This is a genomic window from Flammeovirga yaeyamensis (assembly GCF_018736045.1).
GTDB lineage: Bacteria > Bacteroidota > Bacteroidia > Cytophagales > Flammeovirgaceae > Flammeovirga > Flammeovirga yaeyamensis.
The window spans coordinates 134,054-154,630 of sequence record NZ_CP076132.1; the positions used below are offsets into that span (position 1 = coordinate 134,054).

The window sequence follows — 20,577 nt, forward strand, 5'->3', positions numbered from 1 at the left end:
TCAAAGTACCTTTTTTTTATTTTAATGAACTATATTATCTTTACAATCAGTTATTTAAATAAATAGACCTAATTTCTTTATCAAATTACATCGTGGAATTTATGGCATGATATTTTACTATTATTTTTTATACTTCACGATACCACTATCGAAATGAAAAACATAAATAGATTCAGAATTCTTTTTATAAGCCTTATTTTATCTTCTGCACTATCAGCACAAGCTCAGTTGGCGGACACCCTTAGTAATCCACACTCAATGATGGACATTCAGAATTATGAGATGATGTGGAAGAAATCACTTTGGTATAGAGTGAACTTGGGAACAAAAATTAATAATGGCTTTTTCGCAAGAAATCACGAAGTAACTCGTGTTATTATTGATGCGGTTAAGAACGATAGAATTGTTCCTTATTCTAGCGATTCTTTAGAAAATAGAATATCGAAAGAAGAGTTTCTTCAGCGTTTAATTATTCCTCAAACGGTTAACAGTGATGATGAGTACGAGGATGATGATGCTGCTTGGGGAGATGTAAATGGCATTACTATCAATAAAGATAATGGTCAAAAACCGGGTGATGAGTATGATCCGACAAGATTATGGGTGGTTGAATTAAAAGTGGACAGAATCTTTGATAAGCGTCGATCAAAAATGTACAATGATTTGGTGGCGGTCAACTTAATCATTCCTGCACAAGAGAATCCAAAGGGAATTGATATTGTATTGGGTTCGTTCTCGTTTAGAGAATTAAATGATAATGTTTTTCATACAAAAGCAGAAGATGGGAGCTTAGTAAAAGACCCTGATGCTATATGGTATAATGGAGTAAACCCAGCACAACATAGAAATTTAGGTGAAGCTTTCGCTTTAGAGTTATGGGACGGTCGTTTAATCAAATTCGAAAACCCTCAAGATAATTCGATTATCATGATGTATGGTAACGACATGAAGTCTTTATATCAATCACAAGAAGCAGTATATAAGTTAATGGAGTACGAAGCTTTATTGTGGGAGTATTAATAATATATCATTTTATTATGTTATGATATTTTGAATGAAATTTAAGAATAGGTCATGCCAAAAGGTATGACCTTTTTTTGTAATTTGTATTCTGAATTTAATTACCTGAACTAATTCTAATATTTTTATTAGGATATAGGTAAGTACATAAACCAACTAACATGAAAAAACTTAACTTTTTGATTTACTTATCTCTTTTGATAGGTATTTTTTCTTGTAATACAAATTCAAGCTCAAGCAATGGTGACGGCATAGCATATAAAAACTTTACCGAGAGCATTTCAACAAAGCAAAATATCACTTTTACATTTACCAAAAGTATCCTTGAAGATAAAACAGGTGAATGGCTAACTCAAGACCTCAATTATTTTACTATTACTCCAGAAGTAAAAGGACAATACAAGTGGACGGCTAAAAACACATTAGTTTTTTCACCTGAATTAGGGTTTGAACCAAGTACAAAATACAGTTTAAAGCTATCAGAAGAGGCATTAGCTAAAGAAGGAATTAATTTAAAGAATACAGAATTATCTTATTCTTTTGCAACAGAGGACCTAAAAGTGGTTGAGTCTTTAGGGGCATGGTCAAAGATCTCAGGTGGCAAACCAACTCCTACATTAATATTAAAATTCAATTATTTTCTTGATGGGAAGAGCCTTGCTGAAAAAATAACAGTGAAGGATAAAGACAAAAAGAAAATAAACACAGAATTAATCACTTCAGGTGAAACGAATGAGTTTACTTTTAAACTAACGAATGTTTCTCCTGCTTCTAAAAACCAGGCTCTTTCCATTGAAATTGGGAAAGGGGTGAATATCACTAAGAATAATAAAACCGATTATTCAATTCAAGCTAATGGATTTATTCCTCAGGTAAATGAATTGAAAATTAATTCTGTTTCTGCTCATGTAGAAGACGATGACTTAAGTATTATCATCAAATCGAATCAAGAACTTGAGATAAAAAACATTAAATCTCAGATTAGGATTACACCAAAAGTTAGCTATGAGGTAGAAAAACTAAATGATGGAATTAAACTAAAAGGTAATTTCAAATTGGGTTATGATTATACTGTTGAATTATATACTGGTATCAAAGGTATTTTTAATACTCCGTTAAAAGATAAAGTAAGAGAAACGGTTATTTTCGGAAACATCGATCCTTTAATCTCATTTGTAGATAAAAAGTCGGTGTATCTTTCTCCAAAAAGTGATAAGTCGGTAGATCTTAAAATTGTAAACGTACCGAAAGTAGACGTAGACGTCTATAAAGTATACAAAAACAACCTCTTTACTTATTTCGACGATAACAGTCTATACACTGAAAGTTCTTACTCTTATTATGGACCTAATTTTAGAAGGTTAGGTGATAAAATTTTCTCAAACCATGATGTGGAGGTAAGTAGCATGAAATCGAATGGTTATGTAAAAACACTATCTCTAGATTTCTTAGATGAAAGCAAGTTCAGCGGAGTGTATGTTGTAGAAGTTAGAAGTTCTAAAGAAAGATATCTTCTAGCACGTAAGATGATTTCAATATCAGATATTGGTTTGATAGCGAAAGAAGGAAAAAATTCAATGTTGGTATTGGCAAATTCAATTGCAGATGCTTCTCCAATGCCAAATACAGAAATCACACTAGTATCACAAAATAACCAAGAAGTTTATACGCTTACTACCGATAAGGATGGTGTTGCAAAGTTTACAGATTTAGATCAACATGCTAAGGGATTTGATATCAACATGATTTTTGCCAAGCAAGGCAATGATTTTAACTACATGAACTTCCAACAATCGAGAATTTCAACTTCTCGTTATGAAGTGGGTGGTAGACATTCTAATTCTTCAAATTTAATGGCATTTATATATGGTGATAGAAATCTGTACCGCCCTGGAGAAACGATTTATTATAAAACTATTGTAAGAACCGAAGATTGGGAAGTAGTACAACAACCAATTTTAGTCAATATATATCTACCTGATGGAAATCTATTAAAGACAGAAAGAGCACAGCTGAATAACGACGGTTCTTTTGAAGGAAATGTAAAATTGATGGATGCTTCCGTTACGGGTAATTATAGCATTGAGGTGACTACAGGAAACAACATCATCTTAGCTTCTAAGAGAATAAGTGTCGAGGAGTTTATGCCGGATAGAATCAAGGTAAATGCAGAATTGGATAAAGACACTTATGAAGTTTCTGAAAATATTAAAGCTTCCTCACAAGTATTGAATATGTTTGGTCCTCCTGCTGCAAATAGAAACTATGAGGTCGACCTTTCATTATCAAGATTGAATATGGTAGCAAAGGACTATACAGAATATAAATTCAATATTGATGGTAAGGTATCCTTAAATCTTGATAATCACCTGAGAAATGGATCAACAGATGAGCAGGGTAATTTAGAAGAATCTTTCCTTCTTCCGAAGTATTTAAAAAATAGCGGATTACTTACGGCTAAAGTATATACCACTGTTTTTGATGAAACTGGAAGACCGGTAAGACGATTGAATACTGCTAAAATTTCTACTCAACCCTATTATTTGGGTATTAAGTATGGTGATCATTATATCAAAACGAGAGCGAATAATGAAATATCTTTAATCGCTATTGATAAGAATCAGAAAAAGGTAAACAATGCAGAGGTTAAGGTAGAGTTGTACCGTTACGAGTGGCACTCTGCAATGGAAAGATCATACAATAACCGTTACCGTTATGTCTCTAGATATAAAGAGATTTTGGTAGATTCCAAGAAAATGAAATTAGGCAGTAATTCAGTTTATTCTTTCTTCCCTAAACACTCTGGAAAATATCAAGTGAGAGTATCACTTCCTGGGGCGAGTACATATACTAGTATGGATTACTATGCTTATGGATGGGGTGATGTATCAAGTACTGCGTTCGAAGTGGATAAGGAAGGAAGAGTGTTGATCGAACCTGAATATGATACTTATATCGTTGGAGATAAAGCGAAAGTTTTATTCAAAACGCCTTTCCAAGGAAAATTACTTGTCACTATCGAAAAAGATAATGTGATATCGCATCAAGTAATTGATACGAACAATAAGATGGCTTCTTTAGAGATTCCAATCAAAGATGAGCATCTACCAAATATCTTTATCACAGCTACTTTAATTAAGGGAGCTAAGGACAATGAACTTCCGTTAACAGTAGCACATGGTTTTACTTCAATTAAAGTAAAAGATGCAGATAGAGATCTTCAATTAAAGATCACTGCACCTGAGGTGAGTCGTTCTAGAACTTCTCAAACTATAGAAATACAAACTTCAAACAAAGAAGAAGATGTAGAAGTAACAGTAGCTGTGGTTGATGAAGGTATTCTTCAGATTAAGAATTATAAGACTCCAGATCCTTTTGGGTACTTCTATCAAAATAGAGCCTTAAATGTTCAGACGTACGACTTGTATCCTAAAGTGATGCAGTTCAGAAAACAAGCAAGCAGTTTTGGTTCCGATATGGCCAACTTGGGTGCCAGAGCCAACCCTATGGTCAATAATAGAGTGAATTTAGTTTCTTTCTGGTCGGGCACGCTAAAAACAGATAGAAATGGTAAAGTAAACTATACAGTAGATATCCCAGAATTCTCAGGAGAATTGAGAGTGATGGCAGTTGCATCAAAAGGTAATGCTTTTGGTAGTGCAGATAAACCGATGAAAGTGAGAGACCCATTAGTATTAAGTACTGCTTTACCAAGGTTCTTAAGTCCATCTGATGTTAACGATGCGACTATTATGTTGGCCAATACAACAGATAAGCCTATGACGGTTTCTACCAAGTTGAAGGTAGAAGGAGCAGTAAAAGTTGAAAAAGATAACCTTGGTAGTGTAACTATTCCGGCCAATTCTGAAAAGATGGTTCAGTTCAAATTAATGGCTGATCAGACGATAGGTGAAGGCAAAGTAGTCGTAATTGCTAAAGTGAATAATGAAGACTTTATATCATCGACAAACATTAATGTTAGAGCATCTGTTGGTTTATTGAAATCGGACGGTGATGGTGTGATAAAAGGAGGTCAATCTACTACTATTGATTTGAAGGAAGACTATATCGCTAAATCACTTAAAGGGAAATTATTAATTTCTAAATCACCTCTTGTTGGTTTCTCAAAAGACCTAAGCTATCTGATACGTTACCCTTATGGTTGTGTTGAACAAACGACATCAGCAGTTTTCCCTCAGTTGTATTTAGGAGAATTGGCTGACCGTTTCAATAAGACAAACAATAAAGGAACAGTAGATTATAATATCAATGAGGCCATTAAGAAGCTACAAAGTATGCAGATGTACTCTGGTGGACTTTCGTACTGGCAAGGCGGATCTTATGTAAGTGAGTATGGTTCTGTTTATGCCGCTCATTTCTTGTTAGAAGCTCAGAAACAAGGATACGATGTTGATGGTACTGTTTTAGGAAAGCTATTAGCCTATGTTCGAAAACTAGCTTCCAATAAAAAGAAGCATGGGTATTACTACTATAATAATGGCTCTAGAACAAGAACTGAGGTGTTTAATAAGACAAGTTTATATGCTCTTTATGTTATTGCAGAATCTGGACATGCAGATGTTTCTACAATGAATTATTTTAAAAAGCATAAGGCTAGTTTAGATAACTCATCATTATATCTTTTAGCCACTACTTTCTTAAGAGTAGGCGATCAGCAATCGTATAGATTATTATTACCAAAAGCATTTGAAAATAGAGATCAGGAGAAAGAGTTTGGAGGAAGTTTCTCATCTAGAATTCGGGATTTAGGTTTAGCCTTAAATTCATTGATAGAGACAGACCCGAAAAATGGTCAAGTAGGTGTTCTTACGAAAGAATTATCTGAGGCCATGAAATCGGAGACCTATATGTCGACTCAAGAAAGAGCATTTGGGTTAATGGCATTAGGCAAAGTCTTGAAAAAGGCTTCTCAACAATCTATTTCAGCTCAAGTGGTGAATAATGGTAAGACGGTAGGGAATACAGATGGAGAAGATCTTATCTTAACTTCTTCTGATGTTGTAGGCCAAGAAGTAAGCATTAAAACAACTGGTAGTGGAGAACTGTATTATTTCTGGGAAATAGAAGGTTTAAATACTACAGGTAGATATGTAGAAGAGGATAAAGGTTTAAAAGTGAGAAGAAAGTACTTTAACAGAAACGGTACACAAATTACTTCTTCTAATTTCAAGCAAAACGATCTAATCGTTATTGAAGTAACCTTACAATCGTCAAAACTTAGAGTGGAAAACGTGGTAGTGACAGATATGTTACCAGCAGGTTTTGAAATCGAAAATCCGCGTTTAGGTGATATTCCAGGTTTGAATTGGACACAAAAGAAAGCTGCGTATCCAGAACATGTCGATTTTAGAGACGATAGAGTTAACTTCTTCGTAACAGCAGATGTAAAAGAGAAGAAATTCTATTATGTTGTAAGAGCGGTAAGTAAAGGAACATTTAAACAGGGACCTGTAAGTGCAGACGCCATGTATAATGGAGCTTACCATTCTTATCATGGAGCAAAAACAATTAAAGTTGAATAGTACGCAAAGTATATATCAAATGATCTTTAAAAGTAGAGCAAAGCAATTTGCTCTACTTTTATTGCTATTCAGCAGTATTGCAGTAAATGCCCAAAACAATATCAAATTACAATGGGAGGTGAGTGATGCTTCCGAAAAATCTCCAATTAACAACAAACCAAATCTATTCTTTAGAGATACCACTCAGTTATATCAATTTGTTGATTCTACCTTAACAGCCACCAAAAATAAAGGATATTTATTCTGTACCATTGATACCCTCAAGCAAACAGAAGACACATTTACTTATACAATATATTTAGGCCCGCAATACGATCATATTTATATCAATACCCAAAAAGTTAGCGATCAGATATTAAAAAGTAGGTACTGGAAAGGGAATTCCAAGTTTAAAAAAGTATTGCCTAATGAGTTGGAAAGAGCCAAGTTTCAAGTAGTTGAATATTATGAAAACCAAGGCTATCCCTTTACAAAAGTATGGACCGATTCTCTTCATTTTAAAGGAAATGATCTCTATGCAAATTTAAATCTAGACCTTGGAGATCAAGTAGTATTTGATACTTTGATTGTAAAGAGAGAGAAACCACTCGGGGTACAGAAAAAGTTTTTCGAACGATATTTAGGTTTAAAAAAGGGAGAACCTTTCAGTCAGAAAAATGTTGAAAGGGCTGAATCTATTATCAAGCAGACCTCTTATCTAAAACTAAAAGATACGATTGATGTTGTCTTTGAATACGGCAGGGCAATGGTAGAAATTCCTTTAGAGAAACGAAGAGCAAGTAGAGCAGATGGTTTAATTGGCTTTGCACCTAATGAGTCGGATGATGGAGGAGTTTTGGTGACTGGTCAAGTATTATTAGACCTACAAAATCCTTTTGGTACTGGAAAACGATTTTTTATCGATTGGAAAAAGCCTGACCAACATTCTCAATGGTTTAAAGGAAGCTATGAACACCCTCGTTTTTTTAAAACTCAAATGGATGTAGGCTACAATATCAATTTACAAATTCAGGATTCTACATTTATTAGAGTCTCCAATGAGGTATTGTTGAAAAGAAGAGTTGGAGTAAACGGAGCCGTTAAATTAGGAGCAAGATGGGAGAGCAGTCGCTTATTAAGAGAGTTAGATGAACAAGCGGTTGATACACTAAATGATACGAAAAGTACCTTGTATTCTTTAGGGTATGATTGGGTAAATTTAGATGATTTACTTTTTCCAAGAAGAGGATGGAAGATTGGATTCAAAGGAAGTGCAGGACAGCGAACGATTATTTTTAATCCATCGTTTGATGAAAGCGTTTATGAAGGGATTTCTGAAAAATCTTTGATGTTTGATTGGCAATTTACAGCTGAGTCTTACTTCGGTATCACAAAATGGATTGATGGTTATTTAAAGTTGGACGCTGCACAAATGATTGCGGACAAGCTTTTTTTAAATGAATTGTATCGTTTAGGAGGTTTCAATTCGGTGAGAGGTTTTTTAGAAGGTGAATTGTTTGTGGATCGTTATGTTCTACTCACTTTTGAACCTAGAGTCAACATGGGTGGAAATTCTTACTTCTTTTTATTCTCTGATATTAGCATTACAGGGCAAAACGATGTTATTGATGTACCTGTAGGAATTGGAGCAGGAGCAAGTCTAGAAACTAAAACAGGCATATTTTCTATAGCATATGCATTAGGAAGAAATAATCAGATTCCATTTAGTACTCAATTAGCTAAAATACACTTTGGTTTTATAGGGGTATTTTAACAGATAAATTTTTAATAAAGATTAAAAGGAAAAAATCAATTTAACATTTACCTCGTATTTTAATCAGAATTAACACTGTGTACGCTTTCAAATATTAATTGATGTGAAAATAATGAAAATGTAACTATCTTATTATCAGTGTTTAAAATTACTTACTTACATTGTAGAATATATTTTTTAGACGGATTGTTCAAATCGTGTGTCAAGAAGTATAGGCAAAACATTTAATTCATTCAGTACAATAATCAAAGAACATATTCTCTATCTATGTATTTACTAACGGTATTCGAATATGATATAAAAGTGTCAATTTAATTAAGGTGTACTGATAAAACTTTTTAGTCCATTACAGGAATTTAAACACCTACTCCACATGTTAGAAGATGAATTATTAATCAAAGGATGTCGAAACGGTGACAAGCGTATTCAAAGAAAGCTATATGAACAATACAGTGGTGTATTGATGGCTGTATCTTATCGATATGCTAAAACCGAAGAAGATGCGAGGGACATTCTACAAGAGGCCTTTGTCAAGATATTTAAGAACATTGGTACGTTTAGGAACGAGTCATCCCTAAAACACTGGATGAGAAGAATTGTAGTCAATACGGCGATCAACTTCCAAAGATCAAAATTATATCTATATCCAATGATGGATGTAAACGATATGTATGATCTGAAAGAAGAAGCGATGGCATTACACGATTATAGTTTTCAGGAATTGCTGAAATTATTGCAAAAACTACCTGATGGCTGCAGAGTGATTTTCAACCTTTATGCAATTGAAGGGTATAAGCACAAGGAAATTGCAGAAATGACGGGTATCACAGAAGGTACTTCAAAGTCTCAATTTGCTAGGGCTCGAAAATTAATGAAAGCCATGATTGAAGAATCTCAAATTGAAAGATATAGCTATGCAAAAGAAAGAGGATAAAAGAGATGAATTTGATAAGGTATGGGCAGATGCTTTCAAGGATGAAGAGTTATCAATAACTCCACCTACAGATCTATGGGATGATTTGGAGGAGGAAGTTGATAAAATAAATGATAAGAAAAATCAGTTTAACATCTTTAGAGCGGCCGCTGCGATTATCACTTTCGGTTTACTATCAAGTTTCTTGGTAAAAAATGAAATGCCGATCCAATCGAATTACGATATAGGATCTATTTCTTATAGTACTACAGATAGAAATGTTTATCAAGCATCTATGCTTCCAACAGACTTTTTTATCTCATCTATAGATGAAAGTGCTGAAGCATTAGAATTACTAAGAGAAAAATACATTGCTCCTTCAAAAGAAATTATCAACACTAAAGTGAATCCTTTTTATACAGCAAAAAAAGAGGAAATGAAAGGTGTTATTAAATCAGCCGAAAAAGAAGTTTATTATTCAGAATTAGGTCAGATAAATAGTAATCCTAAAGATTATTCTGATGAAATATTAATGGCTCGTCAGTCACCTTCTGTCATCGAAAAGAAAAAGAAAAATAAGAAATACCTAAAAATTGAAGCGGGTAGAACGCAAATTGATCCTAATATGAGATACAATCATAAGGACATTGCTGGAAAATCTACAGCCCCTACAATTGCAGTAATAACGGGTATCAAAATGGATAATAATGTTTTCGTAGAATTAGGAGCGAGATACGCTCAATATTCTATCAATGCAGGTGTGAACGATCAAAACATATCAGTTGAGCAGAAGCAACTTTCTATTCCAGTAAATGTGGGGTATACCATCAATATGAATAAGAAATTAGATTTAGATGTTTTTGCTGGCGTTGCCGCTGACATTATTATCGATCAAAAAGTAGAAGGTGGTGGTGTTATCGAAAATGATTTGATGAGAAGTGCGGTTGGAAATACAGCAAATATTTCTGCCAATGTAGGTGCTTCTTTAAACTATAAGATAGCTCCAAAAGCTTCTATCTCTTTAGGAACTACTTATGGTAGTCAGTTATTGGAGAACAGTCAGTCGAATGAAATTACTTCTAGTAATAGCGTACTAACGTTTAATATGGGAGTAAAATACAATATCATATAGAACTCAGGTTATAAGACTTGAATTAATAAATTGAATTGAAACAGACAAACGCAAAAAGGCTACCATTACGGTAGCCTTTTTTATCGAGCAATTTAGTTTATCAATTAGAATTATCTTCATCGTTTGCCTTCATGGCAAACTCCATTATATTTTTTATCGTTTTAGAACGAGGCTTTAATTCGAGTTTATTCAACGTTTGTTTTACTTGCAAACTATCGTTCACAAATTTTTCGCAATTTGGATCAGACATAACTTTTTCAAGTTCATCGGCTGAGAAATGAATGTCTTGATCACTATTATAAATTAATAATACTGATTTGTTAAGACGCTCTTTGGTGAGTTGTTTTTTGTCTAATTGCATAATTAGCGTTTTCACTTTGTTGCTCCATCATCTTGCGAAGATTAATGAGGGCATAACGCATTCTACCTAAAGCAGTATTAATACTTACTCCTGTAGAGTCTGCGATTTCTTGGAAACTCATTTGCATATAATGACGCATAACTAATACCTCACGTTGTGAATCTGGCAAACGGTCAACCAATGCTTTTACATTAGCTTGTGTTTCTTTTAAGATCTTTTGGTCCTCGATAGAATTTTCAGAGAAATCTAAAGTATCAAAAACACTGCTGCCGTCTTCCATAACAATTGTAGGATATCTTTTCTGCTTACGGAAATGATCAATCGCCATATTGTGAGCAATACGAGAAATCCAAGGCATAAATTTTCCCTCTTCATTATACTTACCTGCACGGATCATTTTGATGGCTTTGATAAATGTATCCTGCAAAAGGTCTTCTGCAACAAACTCATCTTTTACAATAAGGAGTATACTAGTAAATAGCTTGTTCTTGTACTTATTTAATAGTTGCTCAAATGCTGCTTCGCTTCCATTTAGATATTGCGATATTAATTCTTGGTCTGAAAGAGTATAATTGTTCATGCCTCGCATTGTTATAACGTTGATAATATATTGCTTATTGTAAACGCATTGTGATAACTTTTGAAAAAATACAAATAGTTCGCGTCTTCAATTATTAGTAGTAAGCTTTATAAATTGCTTAATGTAAATGTTTGAAAATATTAATAATATTCAAATTTCTTTATCTAAGGAAAAGCACTGTTCATCGAAAAATTGTGTACATTCATCTAAGTGAACTGATTGAGGTGTTTGAAAATCAATCATAAACAAAGATTAGTGCAATTATTTATTTGAATAATCACATTGGTCAATCACTATGAAATCGAGTAGTAGAATTTTTGTAAAATTAGAATAGTACAATTTTTATATGATTTTATCGGATGATAATCAATACATGAGACTAGCACTTGAGCTGGCAAAAGAAGCCTTTAAAGAAGGTGAAATTCCTGTAGGAGCAGTGGTAGTTGCAGATGGAAAAGTGATTGGAAAAGGGTATAATCAGACAGAAAAACTAAATGATCCAACAGCCCACGCGGAAATGTTGGCGATTACTGCGGCAACAAATTATTTAGGAAGTAGACATTTACAAAATTGTACTTTGTATGTAACTATTGAGCCATGTGCTATGTGTGCAGGAGCCATCTTTTGGGCTCAAATTGGAAGAATTGTTTATGGTGCATCCGACGAAAAACGTGGATTTAATGCATATTCTTCTAAATTAGCCCATCCGAAAGCGAAATATACTACAGGTGTATTAGAAGAAGAGTGTCATCAGTTAATAATGGACTTTTTTAAACAGCTGAGATTAAAAAGAAAAAAATAATGGAAAAGGATCTGATTCTGGAAATAGAGAATAAATTAAAAGAAGAAAAATTTGATGGTCTAGAAGATCAATTGAATGCTTACCAAGGTGAACAAAAAGGTAGAGAACTTCTTGGGCTATGTTATTTAGGTCAATGGAAAAATGAAGAAGCGGAAGCTGTTTTTGAAGCTTTAAGGAAAGACTATCCGACGGAAGCGGATTACCATTATTATTATGGTGCTAGTTTAGGGCAACAAGCCAAAGGAGCAAACATCTTGAAACTGATGAGTATTGCTCCAAAATCTAAAGAAGCATTTGAGAAAACTTTAGAACTTGACCCACAACACGTTCCTGCACATTGGGGATTACTTCGTTATTATGGAAATGCTCCTGCTATGTTTGGAGGAGAACCTAAGTGTAAAGAATTAGCGGAATCTCTAAGCAAATTTAATGAGAAAGAAGCTCAAGATGCATTCAATTTTATTGATCAAAAGTTCAACTAATTTCAATGCTTTACGTATATTAACTATTAGCTAACTATTTCTTATTTAATTTAATGATCTGAAAAAATTAGGACCATTAAATAGTAGTAAGCAAACAACTATAACACCACAGCATGGAATTACTGAACGAATCTATCAAACTGATAAATTTACCTTATACTTTTTTATTGATATTATGTATTATCTATTGGCTAAATGTGATCATTGGGGCAATTACACCAGATTTTCTAGATGTGCAATTAGATTTAGATAATGATATCGATTTAGATGTAGACACGGATCTAGATACAGATGTTTCTTCTGTGGGTATTTTTCAGGGTGTATTACAGTTTCTTCATGTAGGGATAGTCCCTGTAATGTTGATTTTTACAGTTCTTTTTACTCTGATGTGGTTGTTTTCAATCTTATTTAATCATTATATTTTTGAACTTTCACCCCTTATGGCATTAGGCACTGCTATACCTAATATTGTGCTTTCTATATTTTTAACCAGGTATATTGCCTTCCCTTTTGCTTCTTTATTTAGAAAACTAAATGAGGAAGAAGATAGAGAAATAATTGGAAAAAGAGGCAAAGTACTTTTAGGAGCATCAGAAAGCCACAAAGGCCAAATTTCTATCTGGGTGGGAAGTGGAGAACAAAAAGTATATATCAAATCATCTGATGGGTTACCTATTGAAAAGGGCGAAGAAGCAATTGTTGTTGAGTACGACACCGATCAAAAATGTTATTTGGTACAAACGCTTTAGCAAGCAAACTTCAAAAGAAAATTATTAAACACTTAATCATAATTAAACTGTTCTTTGGAAATTTTTAGACTGAAAATTTTAGGATAATTTTTTTGAAATCAAGCAAACTCAAATGATCTATTCTAAACCGATAAGAACAACAACAACTTAATGTATTATTAAAAAATGGATACTCAAATCATTTTAACGGTTCTAGGTATTATAGCCCTAGTTATTTTTGGAATCTTTGGATTCATTGTATCATTCTATAAAAAAGTACCTCAAGGAGAAGCTTTGGTTAGAACGGGTATGAATGGATTAAGAGTAATTACTCAAGGTGGATTGGTTATTCCAGTAATCCACAAAGCAGAACGAATGGATGTTTCTCTTAAAAGTATCGAAATTAGTAGAGAGGGTAAACAAGGTTTGATTTGTCAAGATAACCTTAGAGCAGACATCAAAGTAGTTTTCTTTATCCGAGTGAATAACAATACTGAGGATATTGCTACAGTTGCTCAAACTATTGGTTGTGAAAGAGCATCTGATAAAGAACTACTTGAATCATTGTTCGAAGCAAAATTCTCAGAAGCATTAAAAACAATCGGTAAACGCTTCGACTTTATTGAATTGTACACTTCAAGAGAGAAAATGAAACAAGAAGTCATCGATATTATTGGTACTGACTTGAACGGTTATGTATTAGATGACTGTGCTATTGACTATTTAGAGCAAACAAGAATTGATCACCTAGATCCAGATAATATTCTAGATGCAGAAGGTATCAAAAAAATCATTGATTTAACGGCAACTCAAAAGATCCAAGCGAACTTGATCAAAAACGAAGAAGAGAAGAAGATCAAGAAGCAAGATGTTGAAAAAGAAGAAGCAGTTCTTGTTTTAGAAAAGCAAAGAGTGGAAGCCGAGGAACGTCAGATTAGAGAAATCGAAACGCTGAAAGCAAAAGAGAAAGCAACTACAGAAACAATCGTTCAGGAAGAAAGATTGAAATCTGAAAAGGCTCGTTTGACGACGGAAGAAGAAATCGAAATTCAAGAAAAGAATAAAGAGAGAGAAGTTCTAGTAGCAAAGAAAATCATTGAGAAGACTGAAGCACTAGAAAACGAAAAAATCGATAGAGAAAGATTGTTAGCAGAAACAGAGAAAAATAAAATTGTTGAGTTAGCACAAATCGATAAAGAAAAGACAGTAGAAGAGCAGAAACGTGATATCCAAGATGTCATCAAGGAAAGAGTGGCTGTTCAGAAGTCGGTAGTTGAAGAAGAAGAAAGAATCAAAGACACTCAGGCATTCTCTGAAGCACAAAGACAAAAGAAAGTGGCGATCACTTTAGCTGAGCAAAAAGCAGAGGAGAACTTGATGGCTGAATTAAAAGCAGCTGAAGCACAAAAAGAAGCGGCTAAATTATTGGCTGAACAAAAGAAAATTGAAGCGGCAGCAGATTTTGAAACATCAAATCAAAAAGCAGCGGCAATTAAGACGTTGGCAGAAGCAAAAGTAAAAGAACAAGCAACTTCTGGCTTTGCGGAAGTTCAGATTAAAGAAGCAGCGGCCGTGGCTCGTGAAAGAGAAGCGGAGGCTGAAGCAGCTTACATCGAAAGCACTTCGGAAGCACAAGCAAAAGCAAATGTTCAGTTAGGTGAAGCAGAAGCTGAAATCCTTCGTAAGAAAATGATCGCTGAAGCGGAAGGTATGGAGAAAAAATCTCATGCTATCGAATTAGAAGGTCTAGCTGAAGCGAAAGTATTGGAGCAAAAAGCACTTGTAGAAGCACAAAGAATTGAAGCGGAAGCAAAAGCATTAACGCATATGGATAATGCGAGCCGTGAGATGGAGCAATACAAATTGAAACTGAACCAAGAGAGAGACTTGAAATTAGCACAGTTCGAGGTACAAAAAGAATACGCTCAAACACAATCTTCTGTAATGGCTGAAGCTATGAAGAATAGTGATATTAAGATTGTTGGTGGTGAAACTCAAGTGTACGATAGAATCATCAAATCGATCTCTATGGGTGATGCTGTAGATAACTTCTTTGAATCAAGTGAAGTGGCCACTGAGGTGAAAGATAACTTGTTGGATTCTTCAGACGGAAAAAATGTGATTGCCAAAGTGAAAGGAATGATCGATCAATTTGGAATCAAAACAGAAGATATCAAAAACTTGAGCGTAGCAGGTTTGCTTTCTCATATGAAAATGATGTCGAAAGACGAAACATCTAAAACATGGTTGGACAGTGCATTAGTCACAGCAGAACAAACAGGTATTGCAGCACTTGCAGCCGGTAAGTTTTTAAAATAATGTCCAAACCCTTTTTATATGTTAGAGTCAGGAACTTATGAACTTCTACAGCAACGGCTCCATAAAAATGGAGCCGAGCTGAAAGAAAAGTTCGATCAGTTAAACGGTTTAAGAAAAGATCTTTTTGGTTCGATTGAGATAGAAATTATCGCTACTGAAAGATTGATGACCGAAAATAACTGTGCAGCAAGGGACATGATTCCAATTGGGCATACGTTTATTTTTGGATATAATGTGCAGTTAGGATTAAGGAATGAAATGAACCTCTCGGATGTGTTCAGTATTTATACCTATGATCCAGACGCACATACTTTTAAAAACGAATCACTTGATTTTATTGGTGATAAAACGTTTTTAAAAGACTTTAAAGAACTGTATCAGTACAATAGAGAAACGAAATTCTCTCAGTTTTTCAGGATAGGGAACAACATTTACATGTTATTCCTCACGAGTCAGTCCTCTAAAAGCTTTAAAGCGTTTAAGTGGGTTTTAACGAATGGAAAACTTCAGTATGCTGATGCACGAAGTGATCATGAAGTTGTTTTTCCTCCTCAACACGAGTTTAAATGGGTAAAAACAAGACGTAATGATTTCAGGGAAGGGAATCACCCTCATGTTTCTATTTTAGATAAAGTTTTTGTAGAAACTGTAGGTGGTGATCTAACCATTAAAATTGAAGATAATACAGAAGACGGTGAAGGTATTCTTGCTGAAGAAGTAGAAGAAAAAGATCAACGTCTTGAAGATGGAGAAATTCATTATGCCGATTTAGGTAATCTGATCTTATTGAAAATACTTCCTTACAGAGAAAAGGAGTGGAGGTATTTTGTCTATAATGAAAAGTTGAAAACGGCAATTAGAGTCAATGCTATTTCTAATTCTTGTGTGCTTTTGCCAGAAGAACAAGGTATCGTATTCTCTAATGGTTATTATCTTCAGAATGGAGAGCACAAGATATTTGAGTCTCAAGAAAAAGACTGGTTATTCAAGAAAAGGATTATCGCTCCGAATGGGGAAGATTATCTTTTTGTTTTTTATCAGAAAGAGACGGGCGAATATATTTTGCTTTCTTATAATGTGATTGAGCAAAGTATCCAACCTCCATTAAAATGTAATGGATATTCACTTTTCAGTAATGGTGAGTTAGTGTACTTTAAATCGGATGAAGAACCGAGAAAAGTGCATAACCTTCAAATCCTTCAAACACCTTTTATAGATACAGATGTTGTTCAAGAGGATATTGAAAGTGATAATTACTTAGCCAAAATTGGAAATAAAGAGATTGTTAAAGCGGTTGCTCTTCTAAAAAATATCTATGTATTAATTAATAAGCCCGATAACTATATGGGCTTATATACTGATATTCTCCAAGAGTGTAATACTACTTTAGACCTCTTTCCATGGCTTGAAAGAGAGGAAACAGATCAAATAAGCGAGGTCGTAAAGCAAATTGCTGATACTTCTTCTGCTGCCATTGAGGAATACGAGAAAGTAAGTCGTCAGAAAAACCATGCACTCGAACAACAATCAACGTTTGATGCTGCATGTCTGAAAATGCTAAGGGAAACCGAAAGGGGAACTTACAAAAACGTACGTGAATACGTTAAGGCACTTTCTAACCTCAGAGCACTTCGTGGACAAGCAGTTTCTTTAAAAGAGGTAAAATATATCGAATTACCTCCAATAGAGGAATGGGAAACGAAGCTCAAAGAACAAACTGAAAAGTTAGGAGAACGCTGTACAAGATTCTTGCTTCAGGACGATTCATTAACGGCCTTTATCAATAAAATAGAGGAAACGAAGACGGCTTTACCTGAAGTAGAAAAGACGGTAGATATCGATGCTTTATCTGAAGAACTCACTGATTTAGGAAAAGAATTAGAACTTCTCATTGAGACGGTTTCTAATTTAAAAATCAAAGATGCGACGCAGACGGCAGATATCATCAACAATATTTCTAATCTGTTCTCTTCTTTAAATAATGTGCAAGCACAGGTTCGAGAGAAGAAGAATCAATTAGGAAAAGTGGAGGCAGAGGCAGAGTTTACTGCTCAGTACCGTCTATTGGAACAGTCGGTGTCTTCTTTCCTAGATATTTGTGTCACTCCTCAAGATTGTGAAGACTACCTCAGTAAGCTTTCCGCTCAAATAGAAGAACTAGAAGGTAAGTTTTCTGATTTCGATGAGTTTGCCGATCAATTAGAATCAAAAAGAATTGAAGTTTCAGAAGCTTTCGAGAACAAGAAAATTCAATTAGAAGAGGTAAGGAATAGAAAGGTGATGCGTTTGAGGAATTCAGCCGAACGTATCCTTCAATCGATCTTATCGAAGTCGAAACAGATGGAGAAAGAAGATCAGTTGGTAGCTTATTTCTCCACTGATTTACTGATAGAAAAACTAAGAGATACCTCAAAAGAATTAGATGAGTTAGGAGAAACATCAAAAGCGGAAGAGATTCTTGGTGCTTTAAAGAATGCACAAAAAGAAGCTGTCCGTCAGTTAAGAGATAAGAATGAACTGAATGTTGATGGTCCTGGCTTTATTCGTTTTGGTAAGCATTCTTTTGCAGTAAGTACCCAAGATCTAAAAGCATCTATTGTCGAAAGAAATGGATCTCTTTATTATCATTTGATAGGTACTGACTTTTTTGAGTTGATCGATAGTGATGAACTTCAAAATACGCAAGAGGTTTGGCAAATGAGTGTTTCTTCTGAGTCAGATGCGGTATATAGAGCAGAGTATTTAGCGTATCAGATCATACATGAGGATTATAAGGGAGATACCACAGCACTTGCCGATATCAATGAGGAAGATCTTTTAGCTGAAGTTCAAAAAAGAATGGGTGCTTCTTTAAGTGAAGGTTACCTTAAGGGTATTCACGATTTGGATGCCGTAAAGATCATTCAATCCTTCGTAGCTTTAAAAAATGAACTTGGGACATTAAGTCATCCTTCCAAAAAGAGAGCAATTGCTCAATTGTTATGGATGAAAGAATTGCCAAGAGCAGAACAGCTTAAAGTAAAACAATGGTCGGAAGGTTTATCGATGTTTACTTCCATCTTCTCGGAAAAAGCATCTGCTGATAATATCCTTCAATACATTGTTCCTTATGCTGAGAAAACACTTTCTAAGCTACAGTTGAATGATACTTTTGATGCCACAGATATTGCCGATTGTCTATTTGATATTATCAATTTCCCTTATTTTGAAATAAGTGAAGAGGCCAATCATATTGCTAAAGAATTTGATCGATTGTTGATTGCTAAGAATCAAAAAGAGCAATTTGAAAATCAATTGAATCAATGGAAAGAAGAGTGGGAGAAAGTGGTTGCCTTCTTGGAGATAGGTGTCCAAACTCTCATTCAATCCAAAGCATTTGATAATGCTGGAGGCAATTATCAAGAGTATATTTATGAAGCCATTTTATTGATCGCTCCACAGTTTAAATCAGATAGAACATTACATTCTGTGAAACCGACCACTTCTTTGGAAGGTTTATTGGGAGATCACCGTATCATTAATAATGGTCAGTATGCCCTAGATTTCTATGGTTTTAATCAACGTCTGAAAGAACATATTACGGTAGATTTACCAAAATATCAGTTGTATGTTGATCAGAAAAAAGAATTACTTAAAGAGTTTGTCGATGATATTAAGTTAGGGTCGTTCAAGCCAAGGGTATTGTCTTCTTTCGTAAGAAACCGTTTGATTAACGATGTGTATTTACCGTTAATAGGAGAGAACCTCGCCAAACAAATTGGTGCGGCAGGGGATAAAAAAAGAACCGACTTGATGGGACTTCTTTTACTAATTTCTCCTCCGGGTTATGGTAAAACTACATTAATGGAATACATATCCAATCGTCTGGGTTTGATCTTTATGAAGATTAACGGACCATCGATTGGGCATCAAGTGCTCTCATTAGACCCAGAAGAAGCACCTAATGCGACGGCTCGTGAAGAGTTGGAAAAGTTAGGTATCGCTTTAGAAATGGGGAACAACGTGATGTTGTACTTGGATGATATTCAGCACTGTCATCCAGAATTTCTTCAGAAGTTTATCTCACTTTGTGATGGACAGAGAAAGATTGAAGGGGTGTATAAAGGAAATACCAAGACGTATGATTTCAGAGGCAAACGCTTCTGCGTAATCATGGCGGGTAACCCATATACAGAATCAGGTGATAAATTCCAGATTCCAGACATGTTGGCCAACCGTGCTGATACGTACAATCTTGGTGAGGTGATTGGTAGCACACAAACCGCTTTCGAACTAAGTTATATAGAAAATTGTATGACGTCCAATCAGTTCATTTCTCAATGGTCGAATTACCCTAAGAAAGATTTATATGCATTAGTGAGTGCAGTGAAGAACGATAATCTTCAAGACCTTGAATTAGAGGTTAACCTTTCTACCGATGAGAAAGAAGAAAGTATTAAGGTATTCCGACAATTGTTATTTGTTCAGAGTGTGATTCTAAAGGTGAATCAAACGTACGTTTCGTCTGCTGCTCAAGACGATGCTTACCGTGTAGAACCACCATTTAAATTACAAGGCTCATATCGTAACATGAATAAGTTGGCCGAAAAGTTATCGCCAATCATGAACGAAGAAGAGTTATTGGAATTAGTGGTATCACATTACGAAAACGAATCTCAGACACTAACAAGTGCTGCCGAGGAAAACTTACTGAAGTTTAAAGAACTGATTGAAATTCTAACCGATGAGGAATTGGAACGTTGGAACGAAATCAAGCAGACTTTCAGAAAGAAAAATACCTTGAATGTCTTGGGTGATCAGAAAGGAGAAAAACTAAATGAGAACTTATCAGAGATAACTGAAGCAATTCAGGATTTAAAGAAAGAGATCATTTATATAGTAAAATAATAGGTGATGTAAACGGATAAATCATTCGTAGAAATCAATATCAAAGAAAAAGCGATG

General features: G+C 34.6%; 12 protein-coding genes. 10 read left to right on the forward strand and 2 right to left on the reverse strand.

Annotated features, from left to right (window positions below):
• Window positions 1-153: 153 nt before the first annotated feature.
• The 5 genes from porN (at window position 154) to KMW28_RS00525 (ending at window position 10,361) form a co-directional block, all read left to right on the forward strand.
• Window positions 154-1,020, forward strand: a complete 867-nt coding sequence (gene porN / locus KMW28_RS00505; RefSeq protein WP_066211077.1) for a type IX secretion system ring subunit PorN/GldN — start codon at window positions 154-156, stop codon at window positions 1,018-1,020.
• Between the two features lie 161 nt (window positions 1,021-1,181).
• Window positions 1,182-6,563 carry an alpha-2-macroglobulin family protein gene (locus tag KMW28_RS00510; protein WP_169665845.1) on the forward strand — a complete coding sequence of 1,794 codons (5,382 nt, stop codon included), beginning with the start codon at window positions 1,182-1,184 and terminating at the stop codon, window positions 6,561-6,563.
• On the forward strand, window positions 6,535-8,316 hold the full coding sequence (locus tag KMW28_RS00515) for a BamA/TamA family outer membrane protein (protein WP_169665847.1): 1,782 nt from the start codon (window positions 6,535-6,537) through the stop codon (window positions 8,314-8,316). The genes KMW28_RS00510 and KMW28_RS00515 overlap by 29 nt, the downstream gene beginning before the upstream one ends.
• A gap of 373 nt (window positions 8,317-8,689) precedes the next feature.
• The gene (locus tag KMW28_RS00520; protein WP_169665849.1) at window positions 8,690-9,250 is read left to right on the forward strand and encodes an RNA polymerase sigma factor; all 561 of its coding nucleotides are present in this window, start codon (window positions 8,690-8,692) and stop codon (window positions 9,248-9,250) included.
• Window positions 9,231-10,361: an outer membrane beta-barrel protein gene (locus KMW28_RS00525; RefSeq protein ID WP_169665851.1), complete on the forward strand. Its 1,131-nt coding sequence runs from the start codon at window positions 9,231-9,233 to the stop codon at window positions 10,359-10,361. Before KMW28_RS00520 ends, KMW28_RS00525 begins: the two co-directional genes overlap by 20 nt.
• Window positions 10,362-10,461: 100 nt before the next feature.
• Here the strand turns inward: KMW28_RS00525 and KMW28_RS00530 are convergent, their stop codons facing one another.
• Complete coding sequence (locus KMW28_RS00530) at window positions 10,462-10,722, reverse strand: hypothetical protein (RefSeq protein ID WP_066211067.1); 261 nt, start codon at window positions 10,720-10,722, stop codon at window positions 10,462-10,464.
• Window positions 10,682-11,302 (reverse strand): RNA polymerase sigma factor, encoded by a 621-nt coding sequence (locus KMW28_RS00535; protein ID WP_066213363.1) that lies wholly within the window; start codon window positions 11,300-11,302, stop codon window positions 10,682-10,684. Before KMW28_RS00535 ends, KMW28_RS00530 begins: the two co-directional genes overlap by 41 nt.
• A 346-nt stretch (window positions 11,303-11,648) precedes the next feature.
• Between KMW28_RS00535 and KMW28_RS00540 the strand changes: the two genes are divergently transcribed.
• From KMW28_RS00540 to KMW28_RS00560, 5 genes are all read left to right on the forward strand, one after another.
• The gene (locus KMW28_RS00540; protein WP_169665853.1) at window positions 11,649-12,104 is read left to right on the forward strand and encodes a nucleoside deaminase; all 456 of its coding nucleotides are present in this window, start codon (window positions 11,649-11,651) and stop codon (window positions 12,102-12,104) included.
• Window positions 12,104-12,586 (forward strand): tetratricopeptide repeat protein, encoded by a 483-nt coding sequence (locus tag KMW28_RS00545; RefSeq protein ID WP_169665855.1) that lies wholly within the window; start codon window positions 12,104-12,106, stop codon window positions 12,584-12,586. Before KMW28_RS00540 ends, KMW28_RS00545 begins: the two co-directional genes overlap by 1 nt.
• A gap of 113 nt (window positions 12,587-12,699) precedes the next feature.
• The gene (locus KMW28_RS00550; protein ID WP_169665857.1) at window positions 12,700-13,335 is read left to right on the forward strand and encodes an OB-fold-containig protein; all 636 of its coding nucleotides are present in this window, start codon (window positions 12,700-12,702) and stop codon (window positions 13,333-13,335) included.
• A gap of 165 nt (window positions 13,336-13,500) precedes the next feature.
• Window positions 13,501-15,633, forward strand: coding sequence for a flotillin family protein (locus KMW28_RS00555; protein ID WP_169665859.1), 2,133 nt, complete (start codon window positions 13,501-13,503; stop codon window positions 15,631-15,633).
• Between the two features lie 18 nt (window positions 15,634-15,651).
• A complete protein-coding gene (locus KMW28_RS00560) occupies window positions 15,652-20,520 on the forward strand; it encodes a DNA repair ATPase (RefSeq protein ID WP_169665860.1) in 4,869 nt (1,622 codons plus the stop codon).
• The last annotated feature ends 57 nt before the right edge of the window (window positions 20,521-20,577 follow it).

What these genes read in the sequence shown, in the direction of transcription:
- porN (WP_066211077.1), top strand. Translation starts at nt 154, where the DNA reads ATGAAAAACATAAATAGATTCAGAATTCTTTTTATAAGCCTTATTTTA.
- KMW28_RS00510 (WP_169665845.1), top strand. Translation starts at nt 1,182, where the DNA reads ATGAAAAAACTTAACTTTTTGATTTACTTATCTCTTTTGATAGGTATT.
- KMW28_RS00515 (WP_169665847.1), top strand. Translation starts at nt 6,535, where the DNA reads ATGGAGCAAAAACAATTAAAGTTGAATAGTACGCAAAGTATATATCAA.
- KMW28_RS00520 (WP_169665849.1), top strand. Translation starts at nt 8,690, where the DNA reads ATGTTAGAAGATGAATTATTAATCAAAGGATGTCGAAACGGTGACAAG.
- KMW28_RS00525 (WP_169665851.1), top strand. Translation starts at nt 9,231, where the DNA reads ATGCAAAAGAAAGAGGATAAAAGAGATGAATTTGATAAGGTATGGGCA.
- KMW28_RS00530 (WP_066211067.1), bottom strand. Translation starts at nt 10,722, where the DNA reads ATGCAATTAGACAAAAAACAACTCACCAAAGAGCGTCTTAACAAATCA.
- KMW28_RS00535 (WP_066213363.1), bottom strand. Translation starts at nt 11,302, where the DNA reads ATGAACAATTATACTCTTTCAGACCAAGAATTAATATCGCAATATCTA.
- KMW28_RS00540 (WP_169665853.1), top strand. Translation starts at nt 11,649, where the DNA reads ATGATTTTATCGGATGATAATCAATACATGAGACTAGCACTTGAGCTG.
- KMW28_RS00545 (WP_169665855.1), top strand. Translation starts at nt 12,104, where the DNA reads ATGGAAAAGGATCTGATTCTGGAAATAGAGAATAAATTAAAAGAAGAA.
- KMW28_RS00550 (WP_169665857.1), top strand. Translation starts at nt 12,700, where the DNA reads ATGGAATTACTGAACGAATCTATCAAACTGATAAATTTACCTTATACT.
- KMW28_RS00555 (WP_169665859.1), top strand. Translation starts at nt 13,501, where the DNA reads ATGGATACTCAAATCATTTTAACGGTTCTAGGTATTATAGCCCTAGTT.
- KMW28_RS00560 (WP_169665860.1), top strand. Translation starts at nt 15,652, where the DNA reads ATGTTAGAGTCAGGAACTTATGAACTTCTACAGCAACGGCTCCATAAA.